Here is a 13,728-nt window from a genome sequence, read left to right as displayed (position 1 = left end):
TCCGCGCGGACGGCCATCTCTCAGTCGTGGCGTATGGACGCTTTCCGGAAGCGGAGCATTCTCCGCGCGGACGGCCATCTCACTTTCCGCGGACGCTAAACTCCCAGACAGAAAGCCAGCCGTCTCACCCCCAGGAGCCCCATGCGCGTCCACCGGATCCGCCGCCGCGTGACCGCGGCCGTCGTGCTCTCCCTGACCGGCCTGCTCGTGGGGTGCGGGAGCGGCGGTCTCGCAGGTCTCGGCGGGTCCGGTGACGCGGTGTCCTCCGCCCCGCTGACCACCGTCGCGAGCCCGGGCGACGCCGGCATCGGCGACGAGGTCTCCTTCGACGACGTCGCGGTCACCGTCACCGACGCCTACTTCGCCGGCGAGATCCAGCTGGGCGAGCCGTCCCAGTCCGGTTCCTCGCCCGCCTCGACCGCGATGGCCCCGGGCGGCCAGCGGTTCCTGATCCTGAACATCAAGCAGGTCAACCGGGGCAGCCAGCCTCTCACCCTCCTCGGCGCCGGGGCGCTGGACGTCAAGGTCACCGACGTGGCGGGCTCCCCGCACGCCTCGCTCGGCGAGCCCGAGCGCATCACCGGCAACCCGACCGACGGCGCCGCCGTCAACCCCGGTGAGCAGGGCAACGTCGCCCTGGCGTTCCTGCTCTCGGAGAACACGGAGGCTGAGAAGGTCAGCTTCGCTCCGGCCGGCGGCGGTCCGGCCCGCGCCAGCGTCTCCCTCGGCGGGAAGGCCTAGGGCGGGCCCTGCCCTGCCGCTCCCCTGCGCGCGCTCGCGGAATCCACCCCTGCCCAGGCTCCGATACGATGGAGCACAGGTGCCGCCAAGCTTGCGCCGGAGGGGTGCCCCCCTCCCCGGGCCCGGGACCGTCCCCGTCCGCCGACCTGAAGGACCCACAGTGAAACGCCTGCTTCTCGCGCTCGCCGCCGTCGCCTCCCTGACGCTCGCGGGATGTGGCGGGGGCGGTGATTCCGATGCGCCGGCCGACACCGAGACCACGTCGAGCACCCAGGCCGAGCACACCGTCGGTCAGATGGTGGAGGCCGAGGGCGTCGCGCTCCGCGTCGACGCGGTGACCGAGACCGACACGATCGAGCTCCTCAGCGATCACTCCACCGCCGACCCGAACGTCACCGAGAAGGTCCGCGAGGGCGGCAAGTACGTCGTGGTCGACACGACCGTGCGCAACGACGGCACCCAGGACATGGACCTGACCTGTTCCTTGGGAGTACAGGCGAAGCTGGTCACCGAGCCGCAGGCCGAATACGGGCCTGAACACGAGTTGCACCGCGTGCCCGGCAACCCGGGATGTAGCGATTACCTCGGTGCAGGCTTCGACACGACCATGACCTGGATTTTCGTCGTACCGAAGGACCGGAAGGTCACGGCGCTCGGCTTCGCGAACCCCGAGTACTCCTTCGACGACCTGACCTACATCTCCATCGACCGCATCGACTCCGAGCGCCCCAAGGGCAAGGGCCCGCACCCGACGACGGGTGCCGACGCCGCGGAGTCCGACGCAGGTGCGGAAGGTTCCGCGTCCACCTCCACTCCGACCGCGGAGGAGAACAGCGGGGACGCCGGCGGCTCCGACAGCGCGACAGGCGCGGCCGCCGGCGGGGCGCCCGCGTACGGAGTCGGTTGCTCAGCCTCGCAGGTGGGCATGCCCGCGCGCGACGGCGCCGGCGAACCGCTGGTCTGCACCTTCATGGGCGGTTCGAAGTACACGTGGGTCTACGGACCTGAGCCGCAGGGTGTCGGAACGGCCGAGGTCGGCGGCGAGTGCGTCGACGGCGAGCACGGCGGCCAGGACGCCGCGGGCCACGTCCTTCTCTGCATCGGCGGCGAGTGGGTCGCGGGGCCGTAGCCCGGCCGCGAACCGAGTCATGGCCCACCGGTGGGCAGCTACCACCGGCGGTCCCCGTCCTAATCAGATTGTGCGACGTCTAGGTCGCACATTCTGACGCCCCGATTTTCGGCGAAGCTCTGACCTGCGGGTTTTCGCGTAACGGTCGTGTGACCGTCAGAGTGTGCGACGCTGTGGTCGCACACTCTGACAGCGCTCCACCGACAAGACCCCGGGAGCGCGGCAAACGGGGCCGAAACCGCCCCGAAACCCCTGTCCCAACCCGGAAAGCCCTGGTCCGGCACTCCCGGCGCCGCCGAAACCGCCCCGGTCCCCCGTCCCCTACCGGAACGGCACCTCACCCATCGTGCGGCGCAGCTTGCGGGTGTGCAGCTTGGTCGGGTCCTTGGCCAGCCGCTCCATCGCGCGCACCGCGCACATCACGTGCGCCTCCTTCGAGGAGGTGTAGAAGGCCTGCGCCTGGGCGGGCAGCTTCGGCACCGCGTGCAGCGGCAGGTCGGAGACCGAGAGCAGCGTGCCGTAGGGCACCCGGAAGCGGTAGCCGTTGGCCGCGAGCGTGCAGGACTCCATGTCCACGGCCACGGCGGTCGAGCCGCGCAGCCACTCCCACAGGTCGCGCGGGGTGTGCCACTCCCAGTTGCGGTCCCCGGTGGAGAGCACCGTGCCGGTACGCATCAGCGAGCGGTCGCCGCCGTAGATGTCGTTGACGGAGGCCTCGAGGGCACGCTGCACCTCGGGCACCGCGGGGATCGGCACGTCGCGGGCGATCCGGGAGTCCAGGATGGAGTCCTCGCGCTGGTAGGCGTTGCCCAGGATGAGGTCGCCGATGCGCATGCGCCCGTCGAGGCCCGCGCAGTGGCCGATCATGATCCACGCCTCGGGGCGCAGCACCGCCAGCGAGTCCGTGATGGTCTTCGCGTTGGAGGGCCCGACGCCGATGTTGATCATGGTCAGCCCGTCGCCGGCCTCGGTGACCAGGTCGTAGCGGGGCATCTGGTGGCTCGAGGCCAGGTCCAGCTCGTCGAGTTCGGCGCCGTGGCCGGCCTCGAGCACCTCGCCGTTGGGCAGCAGCAGGCGGGTGTAGCGGGAGTCCGGGTCGTCGATCTCTCGCAGCCCGAAGCGCACGAACTCCGAGGTGTGCATCGCGTAGTTGGTGAACAGGATGTACTTCTGCACGCTGTCGACGTCGATGCCGGTGTAGTGCTCGATACGCGCGCAGGCCAGGTCGAAGCGCTGCGGTCCGAACTGGAAGAGCGGCTTCTCCTCGCCGTGGAAGGCGTCCCAGTGGCCGTCGACGATGGCGTCGTGGACGTCGTCGAGCGTGGGCCGCGGCACGGCGTCGCCGAGGTCCCCTGCTCGGCGCGCCTCGTCGATGTTGCCGACGCCGCGGATGTACTCCGGCGGGATGCGCGTCTGGCTGGGCCCGACCTGGATGCGGCAGGGGTAGTTGCCGGTCAGGGCCTCGAGCTGCTCGAGCAGGTAGCCGCGCAGCAGCTGCGGCCGGGCGAACTCGGCGACGTAGCGGCCGGCGGCGTTGACGTATCCGAAGGGCTCGGAGCGGTCGATGGGCCGCCACTCGAGCACGTTGACGGCGAGCTTGGGGTAGACCACCTCGTTCCACGAGACGTAATCGCCGCTCGCCAGGATCTCCCGGGCGCGCGCCGTCGCCGTCTCGTACAGCTCGACCAGCTTGTCGACGGCCGCGCGTGCCCCGTCGACCTCGACCAACTCACCGTGGGCTCCAGTCATGCCCCCGAGCGTACCGGCGTGCGCCCCGCCCGTCCGGGCGCGGAAAGCGAATCCCGGCACGCGCGCGGCCGGGCGCCTCTATCCTCGTGGCCATGGCTGAGGACCTGCGCACCGAACTCGTCCGCCTGCTGCGGCGTGCCTGGCGCAACCTGCCCGTGGAGAAGCTGCCCGGCACGCCGCACTCGATGAAGATCCCCGACGAACTGGCCCGACGCATCGCCGACGACCACCCCGACGCCACCCTGGACCGCGGGGCCAGCGGCGTGCCGCTGCTGTCCCGCCTGCGCCCCAACGGTCGCTTCGAGGACGACTGGCGCGCCCGGCCCACGAAGAAACGGCCCTGGCCGGTGGTGCTGGTGCACGGCACCGGGGCGACCAAGGGCGACTGAGAGGAGCTCGGCGCGGACCTGCGCGCGGACGGCTGGGCCGTCTTCGCCCCGGACCTCATCGGGCGCGCGACCGGCCCGCTGGCCGAGACCGCCGGTCACCTCGGCGCCTACATCGACGCGGTCCTACAGGTCACCGGCTCGCAAAAGGTCGTCGTCGTGGGCCACTCGCAGGGCGGGCTGCTGGCCCGCTGGTGGCTGCGCTTCGGCGGCGGCGCCGGCAAGATCCGCCACCTGGTCTGCCTGGCGACGCCGAACCACGGCACGACGATGGGCGGGATCGTCAGTTCGGCCGTGCGCGGCCCGGTGGCCGCGGGCCTCATGCGCGAGCTGGTGACCAGCTGGTTCGGTCCGGCCGGCTTCGACCAGATCCGCGGCGACGCGGGCAGCGGAGTCGTCGAGGCGGTCAACGCCGGCGACGAGCTGGTCGAGGGCGTGACCTACACGTGCCTGGCCACCCGCTTCGACACCCTGATCCAGCCGCCGAACTCGGTGTTCCTGCGCGACCCGGGCGACGACACGGTGCGCAACCTGTGGGTCGACTCGCTCGACGAGACCGCGGTGATCACCCACGACCAGATGACCCGCGCCCGCCCGGCGCGCCAGCTGGTGCGCGCCGACCTGGACCGGCTCTGCCGCGTGGGCGACCCCTGGACCATCTGCGACTCCCGTGCGCGCGACTCCCGCACCGGTAAACCGCGGGCCTGACAAGCGGGGCAGCCTGCGCGGACGTCCACTTTCCCGAGGTACAGGACACAACAGGACCAAGACCACAGAGGTAAGACGACGCGGCGTCGTCAAGCAACCCACGCAGGCACGCGACCTGCACAGATGCGCACCACGCACGCACCCGTCACGACACTCGAAGCCCGCGTCCAGCCGGCTTACACCGCGGCCTAAGTTGCCTCTGCCCCTGGTGAAGGGCGGATAATAAGCCGCGATGACTTCCACACCCCAAGACCCCAGACAGCCCGGGTCCGGCGATCCGGCGGCTGACGCCTCGCACGCAGACGCCGCCGCGGACCCGCACGCCCACGACGCCGCGTACACCGGGACCCACACGGCCGGCGTGCACGGCGCGGGCGCCGCCACCACCGAGTCCGCCACCGACGCCGACTCCGGCTTCCACGGCAGCGACGTGACCTCCCTGACCGCCACGGTGAAGAAGAGCCGCAAGTTCCTCGGCCAGCCGTGGGGCCTGGCCAACCTCTTCGGCATCGAGATGTGGGAGCGCTTCAGCTTCTACGGCATGCAGGGCCTGCTGACCTTCTACCTGTACTACTCGGCCTCCGAGGGCGGCCTCGGCATGTCCGAGGCGGAGGCGGTCTCCCTGGTCGGCGCGTACGGCGGCTTCGTCTACGTCTGCTCGCTGGTCGCCTCGTTCGTCTCCGACCGCCTGCTCGGCGCGGAGCGCACGCTGTTCTACTCGGCGATCCTGGTCATGTGCGGCCACATCGCCCTGGCCCTGATCCCCTCCTTCGCCGGCCTGGCCATCGGCCTGGTGTGCATCGGTGTCGGCTCCGGCGGCGTCAAGACCGCCTCGCAGGTCGTGCTCGGCGACCTCTACGCACGTGAGGACCCGCGCCGCGACGCCGGCTTCTCCATCTTCTACATGGCCGTCAACATCGGCGCGTTCTTTGGCCCGCTGCTCACCGGCTGGGTCTGGGGCATGCAGGGCTTCCACTGGGGCTTCGGCCTGGCCGCCATCGGCATGGCCGCCGGCCTGACCCAGTACATCCTGATGCGCAAGACCACCATCGGCGCCGCCGGCTCCGAGGTGCCCAACCCGCTGCCGCGCAAGCAGTACATGCCGTGGGCCGTGGGCACCGTCGTCGTCATCGTCGCGGTGAGCCTGGCCATCGGCACGGGCCTGATCAAGGTCCAGTGGCTCTCGACGATCATGGCCGTCATCGCCTTCGTCGCCGCGGCCGTGCTGCTCGTCGAGATGTGCATGTCCCCGCTGACCACCGCCGTCGAGCGCTCGCGCCTGATCGGTTACATCCCGCTGCTGATCGGCGGCGTGCTCTTCTTCGCCATCTTCCAGTCGCAGTTCACCGTGCTGGCCGTCTACTCCGACCAGCGCCTGGACCGCAGCCTCTTCGGCTTCGAGATCACCCCGAGCCAGGTGCAGGCCTTCAACCCGCTGTTCATCATCATCTTCGCGGGCGTCTTCGCCGCGCTGTGGACCAAGCTGGGCGACCGGCAGTGGTCCTCGCCGGTCAAGTTCGGCGTGGCCAACCTGATCATCGGTGTCTCGCTGGTCTTCTTCCTGCCGTACTCGTCCGCCGGCGAGAACGGCACCCCGCTGCTGGTCATCGTGTGGATCCTCTTCCTGTTCACCATGGGCGAGCTGCTGCTGTCCCCGGTGGGCAACGCGCTGGCGACCAAGGTCGCCCCGCAGGCGTTCAAGTCGCGCCTCTTCGCCGTGTGGCTGATGGCCGTGGCCATGGGCACCTCGCTGTCGGGCGTGCTGGGTCAGTTCTACGACCCGACCGACCCGTCCGCGGAGCGCGCGTTCTTCATCACGGTCGCCATCGCCGCGATCGTGCTCGGCGTCATCCTCATCGCGCTGCGCCCGTGGGTGCTGCGCAAGTTCGTCGACGTGCGCTGACGCCCTTCAATTGCCGACGCCCCGCACATCACCGGTGTGCGGGGCGTCTCGGCGTCTGCGGGGCCGGGTGGCGGTTTCCCCGGGCGGGGCTGTGTTCGGGGCCGGGCGGCGGTTTCCCCGGGCGGGGCGGACCCCCGCCCTAGGCGGAGATGAAGCGGTTGACGAAGCGGGCCGTGCGGTCCGGGCTGACCGAGCGCGCCCAGTACATCGCCTTGTCCAGCAGCGAGACGCCGTAGTGGATCTTGCCGCGCTGCCAGCGGTTGGCCGGGTGGGTGGCGTCCCAGATGACCTCGGCGATCTGCTCCGGGGTGATGTGCACGCCGAGGCGGCGCACCGAGGTCGCGTCGTTGTCGCTGAGCTTGGTCTTGGCCCACAGCGGCCAGATGTCGATCACGCGGATGCCGTCGAGCTCCCACTCCAGGCCGAGGGCCTCGGTCAGCCCGCCGACGTAGGACTTCGTCGCCGAGTAGACGGCGATGTCCGGCTGGCCGTAGATCGCCGAGGCGGAGGCCATGTTCACCAGCTGCGAGCCCTCGGTGGCCGCCAGGTAGCGGTGCGCGGCCCGCGCGCCGAGCGTGACGCCCAGGGCGTTGACCTGGATCTGGGCGGCGACCTTGGTCGCCGGCAGTGAGGCGAGCGCGCCGGCGGCAATTACCCCGGCGTTGTTGTCGAGCACGTCGAGCGTGCCGCCGGTGTGGGCGGTGAAGTCGGCGAGGGCGGCGTCCCAGCTCTCGACGTCGGAGGCGTCGAGGTGGCCGGCGACCAGGTTCGGGTGGGAGTAGGAGACGGGGGCGATGTCGTAGGCGCCGACGGTCCAGCCCTCGGTGAGGAAACGGTGGGCGACCGCACGACCGATTCCCTCGGCGGCCCCAGAAATGAAGATGGATGACATATAGTCAACGATATGACAACCATCACAGTTGTGTCCCCGAGTTCCGGCGCGGAACTCGGCGAGGTCACCGCGCACACCGCCGAAGACACCCGTCACGCCTTCGACCGCGCCCGGCCCGCACAGCGGCGCTGGCAGGCGACCTCCGTCAAGGAGCGCCGCAAGGTACTGCTGAAACTGCACGACCTGGTCCTCGAACGCCGCGACGAGATCCTGGACCTGATCCAGGACGAGACCGGCAAGAACCGCACCAGCGCGTTCGAGGAGGTCATGGACGTCGCCATCACCGCGCGCCACTGCGGCTACGCCGCCGGGCGGCTGCTGCGCCCCAAGCGCGCGAAGACCTCGCTGCCGGGGCTGACGCGCACCCGCGTCGAGCACGACCCGGTGGGCGTGGTGGGCATGATCTCCCCGTGGAACTACCCGTTCTCCCTGACCGCCGGCGACGCGATCGCCGCGCTGGCCATGGGCAACGCCGTGGTGCTCAAGCCGGACTCCCAGACGCCCTACACCGGCCTGCTCGTCGCCGACCTGCTGCGCGAGGCGGGACTGCCGGAGAACGTCTTCCAGGCGGTCACCGGCTCCGGCTCGGTGGTCGGCCAGGAGATCGTCGCCCAGTGCGACTACCTGATGTTCACCGGCTCGACGGCCACCGGCCGGATGCTGGGCAAACAGGCCGGCGAGCGGCTGATCGGCTACTCGGCGGAGCTCGGCGGCAAGAACCCGATGATCATCGCCGACGACGCCGACCTCGAGCGCACGGTCCCCGGTGCGCGGGCGGCGTGCTTCTCCAACTCGGGCCAGCTGTGCATCTCGATCGAGCGGCTCTACGTCCACCGCGGCATCGCCGACGAGTTCATCCCCGCCTTCGTCGACTCGGTGGCCGGCATGCGCATCGGCGGCGGGCACGACTGGGAGACCGACATGGGCTCGCTGATCTCCGAGGAGCACTGCGAGCACGTCGCCGCGATGGTCGACGACGCGGTGGCGAAGGGCGCGCGCGTGCTCACCGGCGGGCGGCGCCTGACGGACCTGGGCCCGGCCTTCTACGCGCCGACGCTGCTGGCCGACGTGCCCGAGGACGCCGAACTCTTCCGCGAGGAGACCTTCGGCCCGGTGGTTGCCATCGAGGTCGTCGACTCGCTCGACGAGGCCGTGATCAAGGCCAACGACACCCGCTACGGGCTCAACGCCAGCGTGTGGGCCAATCCCGTGACCGGTTCGAAGCTGGCCTCGCGGCTGCACGCGGGCACGGTCAACGTCAACGAGGGCTTCGCCGCCGCGTGGTCCTCGGTGGGCGCGCCGATGGGCGGCTGGAAGGACTCCGGTGTCGGCCGCCGCCACGGCGACGGCGGCATGCTCAAGTACACCGAGGCGCGCACGGTGGCCGTCCAGCATCTTATGTCGATCTCGGGCAACACGGTGGTGGACCCGGACGTCTTCGCCAAGACGGTGACGGCGGCGCTGAAGTTCGGCAAGCGGATCCTGCGGTAGGCGCGGCCGCGGCTCGCCGGGCGCGAATCGCCGCTGCCGCCGCCCTTCGGCCCGCGGTCTCCGCGAGGCCGCGGAAGGTTCAGCTGACGAAGACACTCACACTCCGATAAGTTGTGGGACAAATTCCCCACAACTTATCTAGGAGAGCCTTGTGAGCCGACCAGGTGGATGGCAGGACCAGCCGGGACGCCCCGGCACCCCGGACCAAAACGCCTTCCCGGGCGGATCCGGGTACCCCGCAAACCCCTCGACTCCCGGCGCGCCCGTCGGCCCCATCGGTGCGGGCGCCCCCGGTGGCCCCGCGGGTCCCGGCGCGCCCGCCCAGGCCGGCGCGGGCTCCGGCGGCTCCTCCGATTTCGTCGCCGCGGCGATCACCGGTGTGCTCGCGATCTTCGTCGCCCTGGCGGCGTTCCTGCCGGTCAACACGACCATCCTGTCGATGTTCGGCGTGGAGGTCAAGGTCACCCAGAACGGCTGGAACAACGTCTCGTCCGAGCTCACGGGCTCCTTCGACATGGGCGAGATCGACCCCTTCGAGGGCCTCGAGGACTACGGGTCCGGCCTCGGTTCCGACCCCTTCTCCGATCTCGAGTCCGAGTCCTTCGGCGACCTGGACTCCTACGGCGGTTCCGACAGCTTCGACTCGAGTGAATTCGGCTTCGGTTCCCACGGCTCCCCGGCGCCCTCCTTCGTTCCGGTGCAGCAGGACCCCTACAGCGACGATTTCGGCGAGGATTCCCTCGAGGGCTTCACTGACGGCCTGAACCAGCAGCTCGAACAGGAGATGCAGCAGTACCAGGACCAGATGGAAACGGAACTGGAGCAGTCCCTCGAGGAGGAGTCGGGCGTCGGTGCCGGCATCGTCGCCATGATCCTGATCGTGCTCGCGCTCATCGCCGCGGCCGTGCTGTGGGCGCTGCGCCTCCGGCTCGCCGCCGCGATCGTCACGATCGTCTCCGGCGTGGCGCTGGCCGGCTACTACGTGTTCCTGATGGCCGGCACGAAGGCCTCCATCGAGGCGGATCTCTCGGAGATCACCACCGACACCGGCGGCATGGACTACACCTACGACCTGAACCTGGGCGCGTGGCTCATGCTCCTGCTGGCCGTCGCGGCGATCGCTTGGGGCGTCATCTCCTTGCTCGCGTGGCCGGGCGCTCTCAAGAAGAAGAGCCACGCCGCGGCGACCGCTCGGCCCGGCCCCGGCGGTGCGCCGTTCGGCGGCGGCCAGCCCGATCAGCCCGGTCAGCCGGCTCGGCCCGGCCCCGGCGGTGCGCCGTTCGGCGGCCAGCCCGGCGGCTTCCCCGCGGGCGGCCCGCAGCCGGGCGGCAACCCCGGCTGGGCGGGCGGCTCCCCGCCCGACGGCCCGCAGGGCTGGTCCGGCCGCCCGTAGTCCGGCGACCAACAACCACCCACCACCTACTAGACCGACCGGTCCATCACTGACAGTCCGAGCGGTACGCCCCGGTCCTCGGACCACCGCCCGCCCCGCGTAGACTCCGGAGCCATGGCCACCACTGAAGCCCTGTACACCGAGACCCTCGACCTGCTGCGCGAGCTCATCCGCAACGCCTGCGTCAACGACCTGACCGCGGACTCAAGCGAGGAGCGCCGCAACGCCGAGACCCTCAAGGCCTTCTTCGCGCAGACCCCGAACGTCCGCGTCCAGGAGTTCGAGCCGCACCCGGGCCGCGTCTCGGTCATCTTCACCGTGCCGGGCACCGACCCCGACGCCGAGCCGCTGACCCTGATGGGCCACACCGACGTCGTGCCCGTCGACGAGGACGCCTGGGAGCACGAGCCCTTCGGCGCCGAGATCGTCACCAATACCGCCGGCGAGGAGGTCCTCTACGGCCGCGGCTCGGTGGACATGCTCTTCATCACCGCGACGATGGCCGCGGTCACCCGCGACGTCGCTAAGCGCGGCGGCGCGCGCGGGGAGCTGACCTTCGCCGCGCTCGCCGACGAGGAGGCGCGCGGCGGCCTGGGCGGCAAGTGGCTCTCAGAGAACGCGGCCGAGGCGTTCAGCTGGCGCAACTGCCTCTCGGAGACCGGCGGGGCGCACCTTCCGGTGGCCGACGGCTCGGACGCCGTCGTCGTCTACGTCGGCGAGAAGGGCGCCGGACAGCGCCGCCTGACCGTGCGCGGCGAGGCCGGCCACGGTTCCACACCCTACGGGCGCGACTCGGCGGTCGCGAAGATCGGCGAGGTCGCCGCGCGCATCGCCGCCATCGAGCCGCCGGTGACCGACAACCCGATCTGGCAGGGCTTCGTGCGTGCCTTCCGCTTCGACCCGGTCACCGAGAAGGCCCTGCTGACCGGCTCGGACGCCGCCGACTACGCCGTCTTCGGCGACCTGGCCGGCTACGCGCACGCCTTCTCCCACCTCACGCTGGCCCAGACCGTGCTGCGCGCCGGCGGGGCGATCAACGTGCTGCCGTCGAAGGCCAGCCTGGAGATGGACATCCGCCCGCTGCCCGGGCACACCCAGGAGGGCATCGACGAGCTGATCCGTGAGGGTCTGGGCGATCTCGCCGACGAGGTCGAGATCGATCACCTGATCACCGAGCCGGCGACCGAGTCGCCGGCCGAGGGCCCGCTGTGGGACGCGATGGTGGCCACCATCCACGAGGAGTTCCCCGACGCCGTGGTGGTGCCCGTCTACGCCACCGGCGGCTCTGACCTGCGCTTCGCCCGCCGCCTCGGCGGCAACGGCTACGGCTTCGCGCTGCACGCACGCGGCCGCGACCTGGCGGCGGCCAACCGCCAGCTGCACGCCCACGACGAGCACCTGCACCTCGAGGACCTGCGCCTGACCGTGGGCGCCTACTCCCGTCTGGTGGAGCGCTTCCTGGGGGCGTGATTTCCGACGCGCGCGGGGACCGGGTGCGCGCACTATCCTTGAGCACCATGAACGGCGCGCAGTCCGCCGGTGGTGACCGCCCCGGCCCAGGCTCGGCGGACTCCGCCCTGACGGCGGACGAGCTCGCGGCCGCCGACGCGCGCACCCGCCCCTCGCGCACCCGGGTCATCGCGCCTGCAACCCGGCCACACCCAACCCGACGCCACCCGCCCCTCGCGCACCCGGGTCATCGCCACCGCGGCGGCCGCCGCGGTGCTCGGCGCCGGCATCGCGGCCGGCGGCGCCTTCTTCAAGAACCCGGTGCCCGCGGCGTCGGAAATCTCCGTCGACTTCGCACAGACCGCACCCACGGCGCGCGTCGACGACCCGGACGGTCTGCTCGACGCAGGTGACCAGGACCGCCTGCTCGGAGAGGCGGCGCGCCTCGAGATGCCCGAGGTGGTCCACGAGCTGCGCTTCATGGTCTTCGAACAGAACGAGTACGAGGTCATCGGCACGGTGGTCGACCACCTGCGCGGCGGCGAGCCCGGGCTGATCGACGGGGACCGCTTCGCCGACGGCGTCCTCATCGTCGGCGTCGGGCTCAGCCCGCGGCAGTCCTTCGTCTTCGCCGGTGACGACGTCGCCGACCGGCTGGGACTCAACGCCGGGGACGCCCACCTCGACGCCGCCCTGGAGGCGATCAAACCGGACGTGCGCGCGGGCGACCTCACCGGCGGACTGCTCGCCGGACTGGGCGAGGTCGTCGACCCCGACGCCATCGCGCAGGCCCGCCACGACGCGGCCGCCGAGGAGCGCCTGCGCGCCACCGGGGTCTCCGGGGCGGTGGGCCTGGTCCTGGCGGGTGGCTCGGTGGGGCTCATCGGCACCCGCCGCCACATCCGCGGCCGCCGCCTGACCCGGACGCGCGCCGAACTCGACGTGATCACCGACGAATACGCGCCGCTGGCCGAACGCCTCGACCGCGTCGACGCGCAGGTGGGCGCGCTCGCCTCGGCGCTGGCCGACGAGACCATGCACCGCCAGTGGGCCGAAGTGCGCGACCGCTTCCACGACGTGGGCCCCGAGATCGACCGGTTCGTCGGTCTGGAGGCCGCCACGGATCCCGACGGGGAGGACGGGCGCGGGGAGGCGCCGGCTGACGAGGCCCCGCACGATCGTCCCGGTCAGCCCGCGGGCGCGGAAGAAGGCGTCGCGCGCCGAGCGGCGCCGGCGGCAGGCCGCCGACGGGCCTTCCACGACGCCCGCGGGGAGATCGCGCAGGCGGCGCGCACGGTGCGCGACCTGGGCCGGGCCGCGGAGAGCATCGGGCGCATCGACCTGATGGAGCGCGGGGACACCACGACGCGCCTCGAGGAGCTCGACGACCTGCGCGACAGCGTCGTCGCCGCGCAGCTGGCCGCCCCCAACGCCACGCACGACTCCGCGCCCGAGGAGGAGACGGCGGTCCACCGGGAGCTGGTGGGGATCCGCAAGCGGACCGCACGGCTGCGCGGCACCGTGACCCGTCAGGCCGACGCGCAGGGTCCGGCGGACGCACCGAGTCAGGTCAGCGTTGAGCTCGACAGCGCGTTCCTGCGCGCCTACGTCGCGCTGCTCGGCGACTACCGCGCCGCGCTGGACCGGCTGCGCGAGGCCAAGTCTCCCGGCTCGAAGGCGACGCCACCGCACTCGCCGGCGCTCTTCGAGGAGGGCTACCGCCCCGGCTACCCAGCCGTCGGCTTCGTGCCCTTCGAGGCGATGAAGAAGGCCTACTCCTGGCGCGCGCCCGGCGACAGCACCAACACCGGCGAGTCGGGCGGCTCGTTCTCCGACTCGGGGTTCTCCGGGGCGGGCGGCTCCTCCCACTTCTGAGGCCCCGCCTGC

Annotated in this window: 11 protein-coding genes; 9 read left to right on the top strand and 2 right to left on the bottom strand. The window is 71.5% G+C overall.

The window, feature by feature from the left end:
• Positions 1–141: 141 nt before the first annotated feature.
• Positions 142–741, top strand: coding sequence for a hypothetical protein (locus QP119_RS04035; protein WP_284773790.1), 600 nt, complete (start codon positions 142–144; stop codon positions 739–741).
• A gap of 160 nt (positions 742–901) precedes the next feature.
• Positions 902–1,870: a hypothetical protein gene (locus tag QP119_RS04030; protein WP_284773789.1), complete on the top strand. Its 969-nt coding sequence runs from the start codon at positions 902–904 to the stop codon at positions 1,868–1,870.
• 321 nt (positions 1,871–2,191) lie between these two features.
• On the opposite strand, the gene amn is transcribed toward QP119_RS04030, so the two are convergent.
• The gene (gene amn, locus QP119_RS04025) at positions 2,192–3,619 is read right to left on the bottom strand and encodes an AMP nucleosidase (protein ID WP_284773788.1); all 1,428 of its coding nucleotides are present in this window, start codon (positions 3,617–3,619) and stop codon (positions 2,192–2,194) included.
• A gap of 92 nt (positions 3,620–3,711) precedes the next feature.
• Here amn and QP119_RS04020 point away from each other — a divergent pair, with 92 nt between their 5' ends.
• The 3 genes from QP119_RS04020 (at position 3,712) to QP119_RS04010 (ending at position 6,616) form a co-directional block, all read left to right on the top strand.
• On the top strand, positions 3,712–4,008 hold the full coding sequence (locus tag QP119_RS04020; protein ID WP_284773787.1) for a hypothetical protein: 297 nt from the start codon (positions 3,712–3,714) through the stop codon (positions 4,006–4,008).
• Positions 4,009–4,026: 18 nt separating this feature from the next.
• The gene (locus QP119_RS04015) at positions 4,027–4,713 is read left to right on the top strand and encodes an esterase/lipase family protein (RefSeq protein WP_284773842.1); all 687 of its coding nucleotides are present in this window, start codon (positions 4,027–4,029) and stop codon (positions 4,711–4,713) included.
• Between the two features lie 232 nt (positions 4,714–4,945).
• On the top strand, positions 4,946–6,616 hold the full coding sequence (locus QP119_RS04010) for a peptide MFS transporter (protein WP_284773786.1): 1,671 nt from the start codon (positions 4,946–4,948) through the stop codon (positions 6,614–6,616).
• 139 nt (positions 6,617–6,755) lie between these two features.
• Here the strand turns inward: QP119_RS04010 and QP119_RS04005 are convergent, their stop codons facing one another.
• A complete protein-coding gene (locus QP119_RS04005) occupies positions 6,756–7,508 on the bottom strand; it encodes an SDR family oxidoreductase (protein WP_284773785.1) in 753 nt (250 codons plus the stop codon).
• Between the two features lie 30 nt (positions 7,509–7,538).
• Between QP119_RS04005 and QP119_RS04000 the strand changes: the two genes are divergently transcribed.
• The 4 genes from QP119_RS04000 (at position 7,539) to QP119_RS03985 (ending at position 13,716) form a co-directional block, all read left to right on the top strand.
• Complete coding sequence (locus QP119_RS04000; RefSeq protein ID WP_423777752.1) at positions 7,539–8,999, top strand: succinic semialdehyde dehydrogenase; 1,461 nt, start codon at positions 7,539–7,541, stop codon at positions 8,997–8,999.
• Positions 9,000–9,150: 151 nt separating this feature from the next.
• On the top strand, positions 9,151–10,392 hold the full coding sequence (locus tag QP119_RS03995; RefSeq protein WP_284773783.1) for a hypothetical protein: 1,242 nt from the start codon (positions 9,151–9,153) through the stop codon (positions 10,390–10,392).
• 114 nt (positions 10,393–10,506) lie between these two features.
• Positions 10,507–11,862 (top strand): M20/M25/M40 family metallo-hydrolase, encoded by a 1,356-nt coding sequence (locus tag QP119_RS03990; protein WP_284773782.1) that lies wholly within the window; start codon positions 10,507–10,509, stop codon positions 11,860–11,862.
• A 252-nt stretch (positions 11,863–12,114) separates the two neighbouring features.
• Positions 12,115–13,716 (top strand): hypothetical protein, encoded by a 1,602-nt coding sequence (locus QP119_RS03985; protein ID WP_284773781.1) that lies wholly within the window; start codon positions 12,115–12,117, stop codon positions 13,714–13,716.
• Positions 13,717–13,728: the final 12 nt, after the last annotated feature.

The organism is Corynebacterium frankenforstense, assembly GCF_030211955.1.
GTDB lineage: Bacteria > Actinomycetota > Actinomycetes > Mycobacteriales > Mycobacteriaceae > Corynebacterium > Corynebacterium frankenforstense_A.
Note: the sequence above shows the minus strand (reverse complement) of the source record. Positions and strands in the feature narration are given on the sequence as shown.